Source organism: Streptomyces sp. CB02923, assembly GCF_001905005.1.
Classification (GTDB): Bacteria; Actinomycetota; Actinomycetes; order Streptomycetales; family Streptomycetaceae; genus Streptomyces.
The window spans coordinates 460,981-482,131 of sequence record NZ_LWKZ01000001.1 but is presented as its reverse complement, the minus strand read 5'-3'; the positions used below and the strand labels follow the sequence as shown (position 1 = coordinate 482,131).

General features: G+C 73.3%; 7 protein-coding genes. 6 read left to right on the top strand and 1 reads right to left on the bottom strand.

The features are described 5' to 3' along the window. The first annotated feature begins 174 nt into the window (after positions 1-174). From A6A06_RS02020 to sbnA, 6 genes are all read left to right on the top strand, one after another. Positions 175-13,434 (top strand): non-ribosomal peptide synthetase, encoded by a 13,260-nt coding sequence (locus A6A06_RS02020; protein WP_073758157.1) that lies wholly within the window; start codon positions 175-177, stop codon positions 13,432-13,434. Positions 13,435-13,505: 71 nt separating this feature from the next. Continuing rightward, positions 13,506-13,724, top strand: coding sequence for an MbtH family protein (locus tag A6A06_RS02015; protein ID WP_073758155.1), 219 nt, complete (start codon positions 13,506-13,508; stop codon positions 13,722-13,724). An 88-nt stretch (positions 13,725-13,812) separates the two neighbouring features. Further along, complete coding sequence (locus A6A06_RS02010; protein ID WP_073758153.1) at positions 13,813-16,335, top strand: amino acid adenylation domain-containing protein; 2,523 nt, start codon at positions 13,813-13,815, stop codon at positions 16,333-16,335. Then, positions 16,332-17,399 (top strand): TauD/TfdA family dioxygenase, encoded by a 1,068-nt coding sequence (locus tag A6A06_RS02005; RefSeq protein WP_073758151.1) that lies wholly within the window; start codon positions 16,332-16,334, stop codon positions 17,397-17,399. The genes A6A06_RS02010 and A6A06_RS02005 overlap by 4 nt, the downstream gene beginning before the upstream one ends. Positions 17,400-17,464: 65 nt before the next feature. Beyond that, entirely contained in the window at positions 17,465-18,505 is a 1,041-nt protein-coding gene (gene sbnB / locus A6A06_RS02000; protein ID WP_073758149.1) for a 2,3-diaminopropionate biosynthesis protein SbnB, read from the top strand. Positions 18,506-18,520: 15 nt separating this feature from the next. Then, positions 18,521-19,582 (top strand): 2,3-diaminopropionate biosynthesis protein SbnA, encoded by a 1,062-nt coding sequence (sbnA, locus tag A6A06_RS01995; protein ID WP_079193809.1) that lies wholly within the window; start codon positions 18,521-18,523, stop codon positions 19,580-19,582. Positions 19,583-19,622: 40 nt separating this feature from the next. Here sbnA and A6A06_RS01990 read toward each other — a convergent pair whose 3' ends face one another. After that, positions 19,623-21,149: an amino acid adenylation domain-containing protein gene (locus A6A06_RS01990; RefSeq protein WP_073758145.1), complete on the bottom strand. Its 1,527-nt coding sequence runs from the start codon at positions 21,147-21,149 to the stop codon at positions 19,623-19,625. Positions 21,150-21,151 lie beyond the last annotated feature (2 nt).

Below are 21,151 nucleotides of genomic sequence, written 5' to 3'. Positions count from 1 at the left end.
CGGCCCTTCGCGGGCCACTCACCGCTCCCCGGACGGCGGGCCGTCCGGCCCTGCCGTCCGCACGACGGCCCCCGCCCACCGACCACCGAACGACCTGCCCTCCGTCGGCCGAGCCGCCGTGCCCAACCGCCCGGCCGCCGTACGGACATCACCGCCAGGAAAGCGAGCGAGAAGTTGGACGCCACGCCATCGTCGACACCGGACCCGACCGCCCCCGGAGCGGCCGGCGGGCCGGCCGGGTCGCGCGAGGAGACACTGTGCGCGCTCTTCGCCGAGGTGCTGGGCGTTCCGCAGGCCGGCCCGCACGACGACTTCTTCGCACTCGGCGGCCACTCGCTGTCCGCGATCCGGCTGCTGGTCCGCATCCGCGGCGTGCTGGGCGCCGAGCCGCCGATCAAGGACGTGTTCGAGCACCCGACCCCCGCCGCGCTGGCCCGGCGCATCGGCGCGCAGGCCGGTGAGACCGAGCAGCGCGCGGCGCTGACCCCGACGGCGCGCCCCGAGCGGCTGCCGCTCTCGTTCGCGCAGCGCCGACTCTGGTTCCTGCACCAGCTGGAAGGCCCGTCCGCGACGTACAACATGCCGCTGACGCTGCGGCTGAAGGGCAAGGTGGACGGGGAGTCCCTGCTCTCCGCGCTGCGCGACGTGACGGCCCGGCACGAGACGCTGCGTACGATCTTTTCCGAGGTGGACGGCGAGCCGCGGCAGGTGGTGCTCGACGCCGCCGAAGCGGACTTCGCCTGGGAACACCGCCAGGTCACAGCGGCCGGACTGCCCGCCGCCCTCGACGAGTCGGCCCGGTACGGCTTCGACCTCGCCGCCGAGATCCCCGTGCGCGCCTGGCTCTTCGAGCTGTCCGAGGACGAGAGCGTGCTGCAACTGCTGCTGCACCACATCGCGGGCGACGGCTGGTCGCTGGCGCCCCTGGCCCGGGACATCCTGGCCGCCTACACCGCCCGCGCCGACGGCGCCGCGCCGCACTGGGCCCCGCTGCCCGTCCAGTACGCCGACTACACCCTGTGGCAGCGCGAACTGCTCGGCGACGAGACCGACCCGGACAGCCTCGTCAGCCGCCAGGTGGGCTACTGGCGCGACCAGTTGGACGGCCTGCCCGACCTGGTGAGCTTCCCCACCGACCGCCCGCGCCCCGCCGCGGCCTCCTACGACGGCGCACACCTGGAGTTCACACTCGACGGCGCCCTGCACCAACGCCTGGCCGCCCTGGCCCGGCAGTCCAACACGACCGTCTTCATGGTGCTCCAGGCCGGTATGGCGGCCCTGCTGACCCGCCTCGGCGCGGGCACCGACATCCCGCTCGGCAACGGCGTCGCGGGCCGTGCCGACGAAGCCCTCGAAGACCTCGTCGGCCTCTTCGTGAACACGTTCGTGCTGCGGACGGACACCGCGGGCGATCCGACCTTCGAGGAACTCCTCGGCCGCGTCCGGGAGTCGAGCCTCGCCGCGTACGAGCACCAGGACGTCCCGTTCGAGCACCTGGTGGAACTGCTCAACCCGCACCGCTCCGGCTCCCACCACCCCCTGTTCCAGGTGGCGATGGTCCTCCAGAACACGCCGGAGGAGTCCTTCCGACTGCCGGACCTCGACGTACGCAGCGAGTTCGTCTCCACGGCGACCTCCCGGTTCGACATGCTCGTCGAGATGTTCGAACGCCACGAGGACGTGCACGGCACCTCCGGCATCGAGACCGTCGTCGAGTACGCCACGGAACTGTTCGACCGCACGACGGTCGAGGGCCTGCTGGCACGCTGGGTCCGGCTGCTGGAGCAGGTGACGGCCGACCCGTCGCTCCGTCTCGGCCAGGTGGAACTGCTCTCCGGCGCCGAGCGCGAAACCCTGCTGACCGGCTGGAGCGGCACCGCCGTCGAGGTGCCCGACGTGACGCTGGCCGAAGAGTTCACCGCCCACGCCCGCCGCACCCCGGACGCGGTGGCCCTCGTGACGGGGGACCTGCCCCTCACCTACGCGGAGTTGGACGCGCAGGCGAACCGGCTGGCGCACTGGCTGCGGGGGCAGGGTGTGGGCCCGGAGAAGCTGGTGGGGGTGGTGTTGCCGCGCTCGGTGGAGATGGTCGTGGCGATTCTCGCCGTCCACAAGGCGGGCGGTGCGTACGTGCCGGTGGACCCGGACTACCCCGAGGAGCGCCGCCTCTACATGCTGTCCGACGCCGCGCCCGTCCTCGTCCTGGACGAGGCGGCGCTGCGGCAGGACCTGTCCGGCTTCCCGGACACCGACCCCGGCGTATCCGTCACGCCGGACCACCCGGCATACGTGATCTACACCTCCGGCTCCACCGGCCTGCCCAAGGGCGTCGTCGTCCCGCACCGGGGCACGGCGAGCCTGGCGCACGCGCAGATCGAGCGGCTGGGGGTGACGGCGGACAGCCGGGTGCTTCAGTTCGCGTCGCCGAGTTTTGATGCGGCGTGGTGGGAGTTGGTGATGGCGTTCTCGTCGGGTGCCGCGCTGGTGGTGCCGGAGGAGGGTCGTCTGGTTGGTGAGGCCCTGTACACGGTCCTGGAGCAGCAGCGGATTTCTCACGTGACGCTGCCGCCGTCGGTGCTGGGGGCGTTGCCGTCGGGTGCGGAGTCCGGGCTGGTGGGGCTGCGGGCGGTGGCGTTGGCGGGTGAGGCGGTGCCGCCGGAGCTGGTGGCCCGGTGGTCGGTGGGCGGCCGGGTGGTCGTCAACGCGTACGGGCCGACGGAGTCGACGGTGTGCGTCTCGATGAGCGGGACCACGGACGAGACGGTGGCGCCGATCGGCCACCCCGTCATCAACACGCGGGCGTACGTGCTTGATGGGGAGTTGCGTCCGGTGCCGGTGGGTGTGGTGGGGGAGTTGTATGCGGCGGGTGCGGGTCTGGCGCGTGGGTATGCGGGCCGTCCGGGGCTGACGGCGGAGCGTTTCGTGGCGTCGCCGTTCGAGCCGGGCGTGCGGATGTATCGCACCGGTGACCTGGCGCGGTGGCGTGCGGACGGGCAGCTGGAGTACGCGGGCCGGGCCGATGAGCAGGTCAAGGTGCGTGGCTTCCGTATCGAGCCGGGCGAGATCGAGTCGCTGCTGACCGCTGCGGAAGGCGTGCGGCAGGCCGTGGTGGTGGCCCGCGAGGACACCCCCGGCGACCAGCGCCTCGCCGCCTACGTCGTACCCGACTTGGACGCGGCTGCGCGGGCCGGTGCCGACGTGGACACGGACGCGCAGGTGGAGGAGTGGCGGGAGATCTACGACTCGGTGTACGCCGATACGGGCACCAAGGGTCTCGGTTTTGGTGAGGATTTCGCGGGCTGGGACAGCTCGTATACGGGGGAGCCGATCCCGCTGGGGGAGATGCGCGCGTGGCGCGATGCGGTCGTGGAGCGGGTGCGGGACTTCGGCGGTGCGCGGGTGCTGGAGATTGGTGTGGGTGCCGGTCTGCTGATGGCGCACCTGGCTCGCGATGTCGTCGAGTACTGGGGTACGGACCTGTCCGGTGCGGTGATCGAGCGGCTGTCGGTGCAGGTGGCGGAGGCGGGGCTGAGCGACCGTGTGCGGCTGCGGGCTCAGGCGGCGGATGACGTGGGCGGTCTGCCGTCCGGTCACTTCGACACCGTATTGATCAACTCGGTGGTGCAGTACTTCCCGGACGGGGCCTACCTCGCGCAGGTCGTCGGACAACTGCTCGACCTCCTGGCTCCCGGCGGCCGTCTGGTGATCGGTGATGTGCGGCACGCCGGTTCGCTGCGGGCGCTGCACGCGGCTGTCCACTCCGGCCGGGGCGCGTCGGCGCGGGCCGTGGTGGACCGCGCGGTGCTGCTGGAGAAGGAACTTGTCGCTGCCCCCGAGTTCTTCGCGGGCCTCGCGGCGGACGATGACCGGGTCGGTGCGCTGGACATCCGCCTCAAGCCGGGTGCGTACCACAACGAGCTGACGCGGCACCGCTACGAGGTGGTGCTGCACAAGGCCCCCGAGCGGATCGTGGACGTGTCCGGGGCCCGGCAGATGGCCTGGAGCGACGGTCTCGACCTGGGGCAGCTCCCTGACGGGCCGTTGCGCCTCACCGGCATTCCCAATGCGCGCCTGGTGGCCGAGGCGGCCATGGAGCGGGCGCTGGACGGCCTGGACGCCGAGGAGTTCGGCGGCCCGGCCGTCGACCCGGACGACCTGATCGCGCGGGGCCGTGAGCACGGGCTCCGGATCGTGCCCACCTGGTCGTCGCGGTCGGTGGCGCTGTTCGACGCCGTGGTGCTGCCGGGCGGCGCGGACGCCGCCGCGCTCTCCGGCGTGTACGTGCCCGCCACCGCCGGTGGCCCCTGGACCAACACCCCGGTTGCCGCCCGTGGCATCGGCGCCGTCGTGAAGGCGGCTCGCGTGCGTCTCGCGGAGCGGCTGCCGGAGTACATGGTGCCGTCGGCGGTGATGGTCCTGGACCGGCTGCCGCTGACGCCCAACGGCAAGCTGGACCGCACGGCGCTGCCCGTACCCGAGTACGCCGCCACCGCGGACGGCCGCAAGCCGCGCACCCCGCAGGAAGAGGTCCTGTGCGGCCTCTATGCCGAGGTGCTGGGCGTGGACCGGGTCGGTATCGACGACGGTTTCTTCGACCTCGGCGGGCACTCCCTGCTCGCCACCCGCCTCGTCAGCCGCATCCGCAGCGTCCTCGGCACCGAGCTGCCGATCAAGGACGTGTTCGAGGCGCCGACCGTCGCCGAACTGGTGGCACGGCTGGCGCCCGGCGGGCGGACCCGTACGGCGCTGACCCGGGTGGTGCGCCCTGAGCGCGTCCCGCTGTCGTCCGCTCAGCGCCGCCTGTGGTTCCTGCACAAGCTGGAGGGGCCGTCCGCGACGTACAACATGCCGCTGGCGCTGCGCCTGACCGGCACCGTGGACACGGAGGCGCTGCACGCGGCCCTGCGGGACGTGATCGGGCGGCACGAGTCGCTGCGTACGGTCTTCCCGGAGACCGACGGCGAGCCGTACCAGCGGGTGCTGGACCCGGCCGAGGCGGACTTCGCGTGGGAGCGCCGCTCGGTCACCGGGGCGGACCTGCCGTCGGCGATGGAGGAAGCCGCCCGGTACGGCTTCGACCTGGCCGGTGAGCCGCCCGTGCGGGCCTGGCTCTTCGAAGCCGGGGCGCAGGACAGCGTGCTGCTGCTCCTGCTGCACCACATCGCGGGCGACGGCTGGTCCATGGGCCCGCTGGCCCGTGACGTGGTCGCCGCCTACACCGCCCGCGTCCGGGACGCGGCCCCGCAGTGGCCGGAGCTGCCGGTGCAGTACGCGGACTACACCCTGTGGCAGCGCGAACTCCTCGGCGACGAGGCCGACCCGGAGAGCCTGTTCAGCCGCCAGGTCGCCTACTGGCGCACCCAGCTGTCCGGCCTGCCCGAGCAGGTGACGTTCCCGGCCGACCGGCCGCGCCCGGCGGTCGCCTCGTACGAGGGCGCGTACGCGGAGTTCACCCTTGACGCCTCGCTGCACCAACGCCTGGCGGACCTGTCCCGCGCCGCGGGCGCGACGGTGTTCATGACGCTCCAGGCCGGTATGGCGGCGTTGCTGACGCGGTTGGGTGCGGGGACGGACATCGCGCTGGGCAGTGGTGTGGCGGGGCGTACGGATGAGGCGCTGGACGACCTGGTGGGGTTGTTCGTGAACACCTTTGTGCTGCGGACGGACACGTCCGGTGACCCGAGCTTCGAGGAACTGCTCGGCCGGGTACGGGAGTCGAGTCTCGCGGCGTACGCGCACCAGGACGTTCCGTTCGAGCATCTGGTGGAGCTGCTCAATCCGCAGCGGTCCACCGCCCACCACCCGCTCTTCCAGGTCGCCCTCGTCCTCCAGAACACCGACCAGGGGGACTTCACCCTGCCCGGCCTGCGGGTCCGGATGGAGGAGGTGGACGCGGGCACCTCCCGCTTCGACATGCTGCTCTCGCTCACCGAGCGGTACGACGCGGCGGGGAACCCGGCCGGCATCGAGACGCTCGTCGAGTACGCCACCGACCTCTTCGACCGGCCCACCGTCGACAGCGTCGTCGCCCGCTGGGTCCGGCTGCTGGAGCAGGCGCTGACCGCGCCGGAACGGCTGCTCAGCCAGGCGGACCTGCTCACCGGGCCGGAGCGGCGGCAGCTGCTGACGGACTGGAACGACACCGCGGCCGACGTCGCCCAGGGCACCCTGGTGGACCTGGTCGAAGCACAGGTGGAGCGCTCGCCCGGGGCCGCCGCCGTGCTCTTCGGCGACACCACGCTCACGTACGCCGAACTGAACGCCCGCGCCAACCGGCTCGCCCGCCACCTCGTCGGCCTCGGCGTCGGCCCCGAGCGGCTGGTGGCGGTCGCCCTGCCCCGCTCGGCGGAGACCGTCGTGGCCCTCCTCGGCGTTCTCAAGGCGGGCGGCGCCTACCTGCCGCTCGACCCCGACGACCCGGCCGAGCGGCTGCTGTCCACCCTCCGCGACGCCCGGCCCGAGCTGGCGCTCGTCACCCGGGACAGCGGCCTGGACACCGCTGCCGCGGGCGTCCCCGCCCTCGTCCTCGACGACGCGGAGACCGCCGCGGCCGTCACGCGGCACGCCGACGGCAACCTGGCGGACAGCGAGCGCAGCACACCGCTGACCCCCGCCAGTCCCCTGTACGTCATCTACACCTCCGGCTCCACGGGCCGCCCCAAGGGCGTGCTCGTCGAGCACCGTGGCCTGGCCAACAACCTCCAGTGGATGCAGGCGGCCCACCCGGTGGGCCCCGGCGACGTGCTGCTGTTCCGCACGTCGGTGCGGTTCGACTCGGTCGGTCTGGAGATCTGGTTCCCGCTGCTGTCCGGCGCGGCGATCAGCGTGGCGCCCGCCGACGTGATCCGCGACCCGCAGCGGCTGGTCTCGCACATCGCGGAGAACGGCGTCACCGTCGCCCAGTTCCCGCCGTCCCTGCTGGCCAGCCTGCCCGCGCCGCCCGCCGCGCACGCCGTCACCCGCATCTGGTCCAGCGGCGAGGCGCTGCGCCCCGGCCTGGCCGCGCACATCAGCACGGCGTGGAACAGTGAACTGTCCAACCTGTACGGCCCCACCGAGATGACCATTCAGGTCGCCTCCGCCGTCTGGACGGGCGAGGACGACGGCGGCCACGCCGTACCGATCGGCCGGCCCACCTGGAACACGCAGGTCTTCGTCCTCGACGCGGGCCTGCGGCCGGTGCCGGTGGGGGTCGTCGGCGAGCTGTACGTCTCCGGCGTGCAGGTGGCGCGCGGGTACGTGGGGCGCGCCGCACTGACCGCGGAACGGTTCGTCGCCTGCCCGTTCGTACCGGGCGCGCGGATGTACCGCACCGGTGACCTGGTGCGCCGTCGCGCGGACGGACAGCTGGAGTTCGCGGGCCGCGCCGATGAACAGGTCAAGCTGCGCGGCTACCGCATCGAGCCCGGCGAGATCGAGTCGCTGCTGACCGCTGCGGAGGGCGTGCGGCAGGCCGTGGTGGTGGCCCGTGAGGACACTCCCGGCGACCAGCGGCTGGCCGCGTACGTCGTACCGGACCTGGCCGTGGCCGCGCGGGCCGGTACGGGCGTGGCCGCGCGGGCGCAGGTCGAGGAGTGGCGCGAGATCTACGACTCGGTGTATGCCGAGACGGGTGCCAAGGGTCTCGGTTTTGGTGAGGACTTCTCCGGCTGGGACAGCTCGTATACGGGGGAGCCGATCCCGCTGGGGGAGATGCGCGCCTGGCGCGACGCGGTCGTGGACCGGGTGCGGGACTTCGGGGGCCGACGGGTGCTGGAGATCGGTGTGGGGTCCGGTCTGCTGATGGCGCACCTGGCCGGTGGCGTGGACGAGTACTGGGGTACGGACCTGTCCGCCGCCGTCATCGAGCGGCTGACGGCGCAGGTGGCGGAGGCGGGGCTGAGCGACCGGGTGCGGTTGCGGGCCCAGGCGGCGGACGACGTGCACGGCCTGCCCGCGGGCTCCTTCGACACCGTACTGATCAACTCCGTTGTGCAGTACTTCCCGGACGGCGCGTACCTGGCCCGCGTGGTCGGCCGGGCGCTGGACCTGCTCGCGCCCGGCGGGCGCCTGGTCATCGGCGACGTACGGCACGCCGGTTCGCTGCGGGCCCTGAGAGCCGCGGTGCAGTCCGGGCGGGGCGCGGCGGCGCGGACCGTGGTCGACCGGGCCGTTCTGCTGGAGAAGGAACTGGTCGTGGCGCCCGAGTTCTTCGCGGGCCTGGCGGCGGACGACGACCGGGTCGGCGCGCTGGACATCCGCCTCAAGCCGGGCGCGTACCACAACGAGCTGACGCGGCACCGCTACGAGGTCGTGCTGCACAAGACCCCCGAGCGGGTCCTGGACGTGGCCGCGGCGCGGCAGGTGCCGTGGACCGCGGGCCTGGACCTGGGCGCACTCCCGGTCCAGGACGGGCCGCTGCGCCTCACCGGGATTCCCAACGCGCGCCTGGTGGCCGAGGTGGCGGCCGAGCGTGCTCTGGACGGGCCGGGCACCACCGGTTTCGCGGACGGCACCGCGGTCGACCCGGACGGCCTGGCCGCACGGGGCCGGGAGCACGGCCTGCGGGTGATCCCCACCTGGTCGGCACGGTCGGCGGACCTCTTCGACGCCGTGGTCCTCCCCGGCGGCGCGGACGAGCGCGCCCTGTCGGGCCTGTACGTACCCGCCGCCTCGGACGGCCCCTGGACGAACAACCCGGTGGCCGCCAAGGGCATCGGCACCATCGCCGAAGCGGCCCGCGCACACCTGGCGGAGCGGCTGCCCGAGTACATGGTGCCGTCGGCGGTGATGGTCCTGGACCGGCTGCCGCTGACCCCGAACGGCAAGCTGGACCGCAAGGCGCTGCCCGTACCCGAGTACGCCGCCACCCCGGGCGGGCGTGCCCCGCGCACCCCGCAGGAAGAGGTCCTGTGCGGCCTGTTCGCCGAGGTGCTGGGCGTGGGCCGGGTCGGTGTCGACGACGGTTTCTTCGACCTCGGCGGGCACTCCCTGCTCACCACCCGCCTCGTCAGCCGCATCCGCAGCAGCCTGGGTGTGGAGGTGCCGATCGCCACGGTCTTCGAGGCACCCACCGTCGCCGGACTGGCGGCGCGCCTCACCGGCCACGGCCGTACGCGTACGGCCCTGGTCCCGATGTTCCGCCCCGACGCGGTGCCGCTGTCCTTCGCGCAGCGCCGCCTGTGGTTCCTGCACCAGCTGGAGGGCCGCTCCGCGACGTACAACATGCCGCTGGCGCTGCGCCTGACCGGCGACGTGGACGCGGACGCGCTCCGGGCCGCCCTGCGGGACGTGATCGGGCGCCACGAGACGCTGCGCACGGTCTTCCCGGAGCGCGACGGCGAGCCGTACCAGCGGGTGCTGGACCCGGCCGAGGCGGACTTCACCTGGGAGAGCCGTACCGTCACCGAGGCGGAGCTGCCGGCCGCCCTCGGCGCGGCGGCCACCTACGGATTCGACCTCGCCGGCGAGATACCGGTACGCGCCTGGCTCTTCCGCACCGGCCCCCGGGCCGGCGTCCTGCTGCTGCTCGTCCACCACATCGCGGGCGACGGCTGGTCGATGGGCCCGGTCTCACGCGACCTCGTGACCGCCTATACCGCTCGCGTCCGGGATGCGGCCCCGCAGTGGCCGGAGCTGCCGGTGCAGTACGCGGACTACACCCTGTGGCAGCGCGAACTCCTCGGCGACGACAGCGACCCGGAGAGCATCTACACCCAGCAGGTCGCCTACTGGCGGCGGCAGCTGGCGGGCGTACCGGAGCAGGTGACGTTCCCGGCCGACCGGCCGCGCCCGGCGGTCGCCTCGTACGAGGGCACCCACCTTGACCACGAGCTGTCCGCGGAGCTGCACCAGCGTCTGGTGGCGCTGGCCCGCCGCTCGAACGCGACGGTGTTCATGGTCCTCCAGGCCGGTATGGCGGCGTTGCTGACGCGGTTGGGTGCGGGGACGGACATCGCGCTGGGCAGTGGTGTGGCGGGGCGTACGGATGAGGCGTTGGACGACCTGGTGGGGTTGTTCGTGAACACGTTCGTGCTGCGGACGGACACGTCCGGTGACCCGAGCTTCGAGGAACTGCTGGGTCGCGTACGGGAGTCGAGTCTTGCGGCGTACGCGCACCAGGACGTCCCGTTCGAGCATTTGGTGGAGCTGCTCAACCCGCAGCGGTCCACCGCCCACCACCCGCTCTTCCAGGTCGCCCTGGTCCTCCAGAACACGCCCCGCGGCGGCTTCGAACTGCCCGGCCTGCACGTCGCCCCGGAAGCGGTCGGCATCGGCAGGTCGCGCTTCGACATGCTGCTCAGCCTGGACGAGAGCAGCGGCGAACAGGGCATCAGCGCCACCGTCGAATACTCCACCGACCTCTTCGACCGCGCGACGGTCGAGGGGCTGCTGGCCCGCTGGGTCCGGCTGCTGGAGCAGGTGACGGCCGACCCGTCGCTGTCCGTCGGGCAGGTGGAACTGCTCTCCGGCACCGAACGCGGCCAGGTGCTGTCCGGCTGGAACCGGACGGCCGCCGACGTACCCGGCACCACCCTCGCCGGGTTCGTCGCCGGGCACGCCCGCCGGGACCCGGACAAGGCGGCCCTGGCCGCCGGTGACCTCTCCCTCTCCTACGGGCAGCTGGACGCGCGGGTGAACCGGCTGGCGCACTGGCTGCGGGCGCAGGGTGTGGGCCCGGAGAAGCTGGTCGGGGTGCTCCTGCCACGGTCCGCCGACATGGTGGTCGCGGTCCTCGCCGTGCTGAAGGCAGGCGGCGCGTACGTGCCGGTGGACCCGGACTACCCCGAGGAGCGCCGCCTTTACATGCTGGCGGACGCCGCGCCCGTCCTCGTCCTGGACGAGGCGGCGCTGCGGCAGGACCTGTCCGGCCTCCCGGACACCGACCCGGGCGTGCGCGTCGCACCGGAGAACCCGGCGTACGTCATCTACACCTCCGGCTCGACCGGCCTGCCCAAGGGCGTCGTCGTCTCCCACCGGGGTGTGGCGAGCCTGGCGCACACCCAGCTGGAGCGGCTGGCCGTGACGGCGGACAGCCGGGTGCTCCAGTTCGCCTCGCCCAGCTTCGACGCCGCCGTGTGGGAACTGGCCGTCGCCTTCGCGGCGGGCGCCACGCTGGTCGTGCCGGAGGGCGGACGCCTCGTCGGCGAGCCGCTGCGGAGCGTCCTCGCCGCCCGGCGCATCACCCACGCGCTGATCCCGCCGTCGGTGGCGGCCACCCTGCCCACGGGGGCGAGTGCCGCACTGACGGACTTCGCCTGCCTGGTCGTGGGCGCCGAGGCGGCGCCGCCCGAGCTGGTGGCCCACTGGTCGGCGGGCGGCCGCAAGGTCGTCAACGCGTACGGCCCCACGGAGTCCACGGTCTGTGTGTCCATGAGCGACACGTTCACCGGCGGCGTGGTGCCGATCGGCCGCCCGGTGACCAACACCAAGGCATACGTGCTGGATGCCGGGCTGCGTCCGGTGCCGGTGGGTGTGGCCGGTGAGCTGTACGCGGCGGGTGCGGGGCTGGCGCGCGGCTATGCGGGCCGTGCCGGGCTGACGGCGGAGCGTTTCGTGGCGTCGCCGTTCGAGGCGGGCGTGCGGATGTACCGGACGGGTGACCTGGCGCGGTGGCGTGCGGACGGGCAGCTGGAGTACCTGGGCCGGGCCGATGAGCAGGTCAAGGTGCGTGGCTTCCGTATCGAGCCGGGCGAGATCGAATCGCTGCTGACCGCTTCGGAAGGCGTGCGGCAGGCCGTGGTCATCGCGCGCGAGGACACGCCCGGCGACCAGCGCCTCGCCGCCTACGTCGTGCCCGACCCGGCCGCCGCCGTGGCGGCGGGAGCCGCCGAGGAGACCGCGTCCGGCATCGACGCGCAGGTGGGGGAGTGGCGGGAGATCTACGACTCGGTGTACTCCGGTCCGGGCACCGGGAGCTTCGCGTTCGGCGAGGACTTCTCCGGCTGGGACAGCTCGTACACGGGTGAGCCGATCCCGCTGGACGAGATGCGGGCCTGGCGCGACGCGGTCGTGGCGCGGGTACGCGGCTTCGGCGGCCGGCGCGTCATGGAGATCGGCGTCGGATCGGGCCTGCTCATGGGGCACTTGGCCGGGCACGTGGACGCGTACTGGGGCACCGACCTGTCCGGCGCGGTCATCGAGCGGCTGACCGGCCAGGTGCGGGCCGCGGGCCTGGACGGCCGGGTGCACCTGCGCCGCCAGGCCGCCGACGTGACGGACGGGCTGCCGGCCGGCACGTTCGACACCGTACTGATCAACTCGGTGATCCAGTACTTCCCCGACGACGCGTACCTGGCCCGGGTCGTCGACCGGGCGCTGGGGCTGCTCGCGCCCGGCGGCCGTCTGGTGATCGGTGATGTGCGGCACGCCGGTTCGCTGCGGGCGCTGCACGCGGCCGTCCAGTCGGGGCGCGGTGCGTCGGCGCGGGCGGTGGTGGACCGGGCGGTGCTGTTGGAGAAGGAGCTGGTCACGGCGCCGGAGTTCTTCGCGGAGCTGGCGGCGCGGGACGAACGGGTGGGTGCGCTGGACATCCGCCTCAAGCCGGGTGCGTACCACAACGAGCTGACGCGGCACCGCTACGAGGTCGTGCTGCACAAGGCCCCCGAGCGGATCGTGGACGTGGCCGGGGCGCGGCAGGTGGGATGGACGGCTGAGCTGGATCTGGGCGCGGTGCTGGCTCGCTTCGACGGTGTGCCGCTGCGTGTCACCGGGATTCCCAGTGCGCGGCTGGTTGCCGAGGTGGCGGCGGAGCGGGCGCTGGACGGGCTGGATGCCGAGGAGTTCGGCGGCCCAGCCATCGATCCGGACGACCTGGTCGCGCTGGGCCGTGAGCACGGGCTCCGGATTGTTCCTACTTGGTCGTCGCGGTCGGTGGCGCTGTTCGACGCGGTGATCCTCCCGGCCGACGCGGAGGCGGACGGCGCGGCCCTGTCGGGTGTGTACGTGCCTGCTGCCACCGGCGGCCCGTGGACCAACAACCCGGTCGCGGCGCGCGGTATCGGCGCCGTCGTGAAGGCGGCCCGCGCACGTCTCGCCGAGCGTTTGCCGGAGTACATGGTCCCGTCAGCGGTGATGGTCCTGGACCGGCTGCCGCTGACCCCGAACGGCAAGCTGGACCGCAAGGCCCTCCCGGCGCCCGAGTACGTCACCACCACGAGCGGCCGTAAGCCGCGTACCGACCAGGAAGCCACCTTGTGCGGCCTGTTCGCCGAGGTGCTGGGTGTGGACCGGGTCGGTATCGACGACAGTTTCTTCGACCTCGGCGGGCATTCGCTGCTCGCCACCCGCCTCGTCAGCCGCATCCGCGCCGCGATGGGCACGGAGGTCGCCATCGGCACCGTCTTCGAGACACCGACCGTCGCGGGGCTGGCCGAGCGTCTGGCGGCGGCGCCGAAACCGGCGGCCAAGCGGCCCGCCCTGCGCCGCATGCCGCGGCCCGCCGACCGGACCTGATGCCCCGAACGCACCACCGTGCGGCGCCCGTCCGGGCGCCGCACGACCACCGAGAAAGAGTGAGGACCGACATGACCAACCCGTTCGAGAACCCGGACACCACCTACCTCGTCCTCGTCAACGACGAGCAGCAGCACTCCCTGTGGCCCGCGTTCATCGAGGTCCCCGACGGCTGGACCGTCGCCAAGACCGCGGACACCCGGGACGCCTGCCTCGCGTACGTCGAGGAGCACTGGACCGACATGCGGCCCGCCAGCCTCGTCGAAGCCATGGCGGCCGCCGGATCCTGACCCGCGCCCGCGCGGCGCAGCAGCCACGGGGGCGCCCGCCGCGCGCGGCGCCCCCGGTCACCACCCCTCCGGCGAAGGCACAGAGACCATGGGCACACCGACAGACACCGGCTCCCTCAGCGGGCCCGGGACCGTTTCCGCCATCCCGCGATGGCTCACCGGGGCACGGCGGGACGCTGGGCCCGCCACCGTGTACACGTGCCGGGTCCCCGACGGCCCGGCCACGGCGCTCGCCGGGCTCGCCGTGCGGCTCGGTGTGCCGGCCGGCGCCGTCCTGCTCGCGGCGCACGCCAAGGTGCTGTCGGCGCTCACCGGCGAGACGGACGTGCTGACGGGCCGGACCGCGCCCGGCGGCGACGGCGCGCACCGGCCGTGCCGGGTGCCGGTGGCGGACGGCGACTGGGAGCAGCTGGTACGGGCGGCCCACCACGCGGCGGACGAAACGGCGGGCACCGGGGACCCGGCGCAGCGGTACGAGGTGGTGTGCGACCTGTCCACGCTCGGCACCGCCGTCGGGCCGTCCGGCCCCGAACTCAAGGACCTGGCCGACGCGGGCGCGCACCTCGTACTGCGCGTCGCCTTCGGCGGGACGCCGGAGGACGGACTGCACCTGCGGCTGGACGGCCGCGGCGACGTCGTCGACCTGCCGTACGCGGAGCGGATCGCCGGGTACCACCTGGCCGCCCTGGAGCATCTGGCCGCCGACGCGCGGGCCGCGCACCACCGGCAGAGCCTGCTGTCCCCGGACGAACTGGCCCACCAGACCGACGGCCTCGCGGGCCCGGAGCGCCCGGTGCCCGACCGGCGCGTACACGAACTGTTCGAGGAGCGGGTACGGCTCCACCCCGGCCGGACCGCCGCCGAGCACGACGGCACGGCGTGGACGTACGACGAGCTCAACCGCCGGGCCAACCGCGTCGCCCACGCGCTGCTGCGCCGCGGTGTGCAGGCCGAGGACGTGGTGGCCGTCGTCACCGAACGCACCCTCGACTGGCTGGCCGCGGTCCTCGGCGTCTTCAAGGCGGGCGGCGTCTATCTGCCCGTCGAGCCGCACTTCCCGGCCGCCCGCATCGCCGCCATGCTCACCCGCAGCGCCTGCCGCTTCGTACTGACCGAACCCGGCGCCACCGCCACCCTCGACGAGGCACTGACGGGCCACGACGTCATCGCGCGCCTGCTGGTCGCCGAGGGGGCCGACGCGGCGGCGGACGGCGCGGACGACACCGACCCCGGCGTGCCCGTCACCGCCGGACAGCTCGCGTACATCTACTTCACCTCCGGCTCGACCGGTGAGCCCAAGGGCGCGATGTGCGAGCACGCGGGCCTGGTCAACCACCTCTTCGCGAAGATCGACGACCTGGAGATCGGCCCGGAGCAGACCGTCGCGCAGACCGCGCCGCAGTGCTTCGACATCTCGCTGTGGCAGCTGGTCGGCGCCCTGCTCGTCGGCGGCCGGACGCGGATCATCGGGCAGCGGGACGTCCTCGACGTGCGGCGCTACGTGGACAGCGTCGTCGAAGGGGACGTGGAGGTCCTCCAAGTGGTGCCTTCCTACCTGGAGGTGATGCTCACCTACCTGGAGGAGCGGCCGCGGCCCCTGGGGCGGCTGCGCAGCGTCTCGGCGACCGGCGAGGCCCTGAAGAAGGAACTGGCCGAGCGCTGGTTCGCGGCGTACCCCGGCATCAGGCTGGTCAATGCCTACGGCCTCACCGAGACCTCCGACGACACCAACCACGAGGTGATGGACCGGGTACCGGAGCAGGAGCGGGTGCCGCTCGGCCCGGCGGTCAACAACGTCCGGGTGTACGTCGTGGACGAGTGGCTCAACCCCGTACCGCTCGGCGCGCCCGGCGAGATCGTCGTCTCCGGCGTCTGCGTCGGGCGCGGCTACATCAACGACCCCGAGCGCACCGCCGCCGCGTTCGGCACCGACCCGCACCGGCCGGGGGAGCGGCTCTACCGCTCCGGCGACATCGGCCGGTGGCTCCCGCACGGCAGCCTGGAGTTCCTCGGCCGGCGGGACACCCAGACCAAGATCCGCGGATTCCGCATCGAGACCGGCGAGATCGAGAACCGGCTGCTGCGGGTGCCCGGCGTGCGGGACGCCGCGGTCGTGGTGCTGGAGAGCCCGGACCACGGCAAGCACCTCGTCGCCTGCTACGCCGCCGACGCCCCGCTCGACGAGGCGGCGCTCCGGCGGTCCCTGGGCGAGGCCCTGCCCGCGTACATGGTCCCCCAGTACCTCCACCACCTGCCGGCCCTGCCGCTGACCGGCAACGGCAAGACCGACCGCAAGGCCCTGGTCCGGCACGCCCGTGAACTGGCCGCGGCTCGCTCCGCGTCCGGCGCCGGAACGGACACCGCGGCGCCGCTGACCGGCACGGAGCGCCGACTGGCCCGGATATGGGCGGACGTGCTGCGGATACCCGTCGAGAGCATCGGCCGCGACCAGCACTTCTTCGCATCCGGCGGCACCTCGCTGGCCGCCGTGCGGCTGGGCGTGGCCATCGGGGACGAGGTGGCGCTGGCGGACATCGTCCGGCTCCCGGTCCTGTCCGAACTCGCCGCTGCCATGGACGCGAACGACCAGCAGAAGGACACGAACGCATGACCCAGCAGCCCGCCACCGCCACCGCCGCCAGCGAAGCCGCGCCGCGCCGCACCGGCACCCCGGCCCCGGACCTCGACAGTGCTTTCGAGAGCGCCCTGGAACTCGCCCCCGGCAAGCCGCCGGTCCTGTACGTGGACCAGGCGGTCGCCGCCGCCGAACTCGATGGCTGGGCCGCCGAGCACGGCCCCGCGCTGGAGTCCCTGCTGCTGCGCCACGGCGCCGTCCTCGTACGCGGCCTGGGCGTGCGCGACGCCACCGCGCTCGGCCGGCTGGCCGGGCGGTTCACCGGGCCCACCGTGCCGGAGCGCGAGGCGTTCGCCCGCCGCCGCCCGCTCGGCGGCCCGGTGTTCTCCTCCCTGGAGTGGCCGCCGGACCAGCCCATGTGCATGCACCACGAGCTGAGCTACGCGCTGGAGTTCCCCCGGCTGCTGGCCATCGGCTGCTTCACCCCGCCCGCCACCGGCGGCGTCACCGGCCTCGCCGACGCCCGCCAGGTCCTCGCGGACCTGCCCGCGTCCGTCGTCGAGCGGTTCACGGCACAGGGCTGGGAGCTGACCCGCTCGTACAACAGTGTGGTCGGCGTGGGCTGGACGGAGGCGTTCGGCACCGAGGACCGCGCCGAGGCGGAGGCGTACTGCGCGGCCAACGGCATCGACTTCGCGTGGCAGCCGGACGGCAGCCTGCGCACCCGCCAGCGCCGCTCCGCGGTGATCAGCCATCCGCTGACCGGCGACCGGGTCTGGTTCAACCAGATCGCGTTCCTCAGCGAGTGGACCATGGAACCGGCCATCCGCGACTACCTGGTCCGCCAACTCGGCCGGGACGGACTGGCGTTCAACACCCGGTACGGCGACGGCACGCCGCTCGAACCGGACACCGTCGCGACCGTCAACGAGGTCTACGAGGCCGCCACCCTGCGCGAACCGTGGCAGGCCGGTGACGTGCTGCTCGTCGACAACATCCGCATGGCGCACAGCCGCGAGCCCTTCACCGGGCCGCGCGAGACGGGCATGGTCCTCGGCACCCCGGTACGGCTCGCCGACTGCTCGCCCGCCCACTCCTGACCGCCCCACCGCCCCTGCCCGACCGCCTTCACCGCGTCTACCGAGAAACGGAGCCACGCTCCCTCATGACCGTTCGGATTCCCCCCTTCGCCGTCGTCCCCGGCTCCCAGGTGCACCAGGTGCTCTCCGGGCAGGAGGAACGCGTCATCGCACTGATCGAAGAGGCCTACCGCGTCCACGGCCGGGGCGACACGGTCAACCCGCCGTCGTACTTCCTGCGCTTCCCCGACCGCCCCGCCTCGCGCATCATCGCGCTCCCCGCCTCCATCGGCGGGCAGAGCAAGGTCGACGGCATCAAATGGATCTCCAGCTTCCCGGCGAACATCGAAGCGGGCATCCCGCGCGCCTCCGCCGTCGTCGTGCTCAACGACCAGGCCACCGGCTACCCGATCGCCTGCATGGAGAGCTCCATCATCAGCGCCGCGCGCACCGCGGCCTCCGCCGCCCTCGCGGCCGACGTGCTGACGAAGGAGCACGGCCGACCGCGCCGTATCGGCTTCTTCGGCACCGGATTCATCGCCCGCTACATCCACACCTACCTGCACGCGGCGGGCTGGACCTTCGACGAGGTCGGCGTGCACGACCTCGACCTGGACCACGCGGGCGGCTTCCGCTCGTACCTGGAGCGCAGCGGCGCCGCCGGACAGGTCACCGTGCACGAGCGGGCCGAGGACCTGATCAGATCCAGCGACCTGGTGGTGTTCGCGACCGTCGCGGGCACCCCGCACGTCACCGACACCGCGTGGTTCGGCCACCACCCCGTCGTGCTGCACGTGTCGCTGCGCGACCTCGCGCCCGGCATCATCCTGGAGTCGGCCAACGTCGTCGACGACATCGAGCACTGCCTGAAGGCCGACACCTCACCGCACCTGGCCGAACAGCGGTCGGGCAGCCGGGACTTCATCGACGGCACGCTGTACGACGTGATGGCGGGCCGGGTCACCCTGCCCACCGACCGGACGGTGGTGTTCTCGCCGTTCGGGCTGGGCGTTCTGGACCTCGCGGTGAGCAAGTACGTGTACGACCGGGTCGCCGCGGAGGGCACCCTGAAGGTCGTCGACGACTTCTTCCACGACACCAGCCGCTACGGCGACGGCCATGCGTGAGGCGGGGTGGCCGCGTTGCCGGTGATCACCTCTCCCCAGGAGTTCAACACCGACGACCTGTACGTCGACCTGCGCCGGGTGCTGGGCACCGCACTCCACCTGAAGTGCGAGGGCTTCAACTTCGCGGGCTCCGTCAAGCTCAAGGCCGCCGCCGCCATGGTGGAGGCGGCCGAGCGCTCCGGCGCGCTGCGCGAGGGGTCGGTCCTGGTCGAGTCGTCGTCCGGGAACCTGGGCGTGGCCCTCGCCATGATCGCGGCGGACAAGGGCTACCGGTTCCTGTGCGTCACCGACGCGCGCTGCAACCTCGGGACCCGGCGGCTGATGGAGGCCATGGGCGCCGAGGTGCACTCGGTCGACCGGCCCGACGAGGACGGCGGCCACCTCGGCGCCCGACTGCGGCACGTCCGTGAACTGTGCGCCGCCGACAGCCGGTACGTGTGGCTGAACCAGTACACCAACCCGTACAACGCCCTCGCCCACCAGCACACCACCGCCCCCGCGATAGCCCGGCAGTTCCCGGACCTGGACGTGCTCTTCGTCGGCGCGGGCACCACCGGCACGCTGATGGGGTGCGCCCGCTGGTTCCGGCAGTGGACGCGGCCGGTGACCGTGGTGGCGGTCGACGCGGCCGGTTCGGTGACCTTCGGCGGCCCGCCGCGCACCCGCATGATCCCGGGGCTCGGCGCGGGCGTCCGGCCGCCGCAGCTCGACCACTCCCTGGTGGACGACGTGGTGATCGTGCCGGAGCCGGAGACGGTGCGGACCTGCCACCGGCTGGCCGCGGCCGGGTTCCTGTTCGGCGGGTCCACCGGGACGGTCGTCGCCGGGGCGCGGCGCTGGCTGGCCGCCCACCGCTCCGGCACTCCCGTCACGGCCGTGGCCATCGCGCCCGACCTGGGCGAACGCTACCTGGACACGGTCTACCAGGAGTCGTGGGTGCGGAGCGTCTACGGCGACGCCGTGTACGGGGTGGGTACGGACGGTACGGATGGCGTGGGCGGCCCGGACGGTACGGCGGAGGGCGGCTGCCCGGCGGTGGAGCCGTGTCCGCCGGTCGCGACGTCGGCGGCGCGGTGACCGGGCGCCGCCGCCCGGCCACCGCGTCCGCCGCCGGTCCCTACGCGGGGGAGGGCGAGGCGTCCGCCTCCGCGGCGGCGCGTTCGGTCAGGGCCCGGCGGTCGACCTTGCCGTTGGCGTTGCGCGGCAGCGCGGGCAGCCGGTACGCGGTCTCGACGATCGCGTACCGGGGCAGCTGCCGGGCGCAGTGCCGCTTGAGGTCGATGAGCGAGGGATCGTGACCGTCCGCGGCGACCACGTACGCCACCACGGCGGCGTCGATGCCGGTGCCGCGCACCACGGCGGCGGCCTCGGCGACCCCCTCGTGGCTCTGCAGGACGGCCTCCACCTCGCCCAGCTCCACCCGGTTGCCGCGGACCTTGACCATCGCGTCGCGGCGGCCGACGAACTGGAAGGTGCCGTCGTCCAGGACGAGCACGATGTCCCCGGTGGCGTAGGTCCGGCCGGCGACCGGCGGGCGGCCCCAGTAGCCGAGCATCACACTCGGCCCGGTGACGATCAGCTCGCCCTCCTCGCCGGGCCCGGCGGGCTGCCCGTCGGGCCGTACCGCGACGACCGTGTCCCCGCAGACCGGGCCGCCGATCGGTACCGGCAGGAGGCGGTCGTCGGGAATGTCACCGACCTCGTGGGCCGTGCAGACGGTGGTCTCCGTCGGGCCGTAGAGATTCATGAACCGAATGTCCGGAAAATGCCGCCGGAGCTGCCGCAGCGGGACGATCGGAAAGGGCTCTCCGGCGAACAGCAGACAGCGCAGCGAAGGCACCTCGGTTTCCAGCAGACCGCCATGCCGCATCATCAGCATCAGAGCCGCGGGAACCGAATACCAGACGGTGATTCCGTGGTCGGTGAGGAATCGCACCAGCGCCTTCGCGTGGTACGCCGTCTCCGGCGGTACGAGATGCACGGAACCGCCGACGGAGAACGGGACGTAAACGTCGATCACCGTCATGTCGAAATGGAAAGGAGCGTGATTGGAATGGCGGTCGGCGGCCGTGGCGCCCTGTACGTGTGCGGCCCACTCGACCCATGCCCACGCGCTGTTGTGGCTGTGGCACACGCCTTTGGGCTCACCGGTGGAGCCGGACGTGTAGAGAATGAAGGCGAGGTCGTCGCCGGTGATGTCCGGCTCCGGCACGTCCGGGCCGGGCCGCACCGGCCCGGACGGCAGTACGTTCCAGCCGCTGCCGTCGGGCCAGCCGGTCAGCACCGGGGCGGTGACGCCGTGTCCGGCCAGTGCGGCGGCCCGCTGCGCAGGGGCCGCGACCAGGGCCGGAGCGAAGTTCCCGACCAGTCTGGCCACCCGCGCCGGCGGCGCCTGCGGGTCGAGCGGCACATACGCGGCGCCCAGCCGCAGCGCGGCCTCCATGAGGGCGACGGCCGCCACCGACTTGTCGAGCCAGATGCCGATCCGGTCGCCCGCGCGCACGCCCCGGGCGGCGAGTTCGCGGGCGAGTCCGTCCGCCCAGGCGTCCAGTTGTGCGTAATTCGCGGACCCGTCCGGACCGGTGACCGCCAGGGCTTCGGGAGTGCGCCGGGCGGCCGTCCGGACGAGGTGGTGCAGTTTCACAG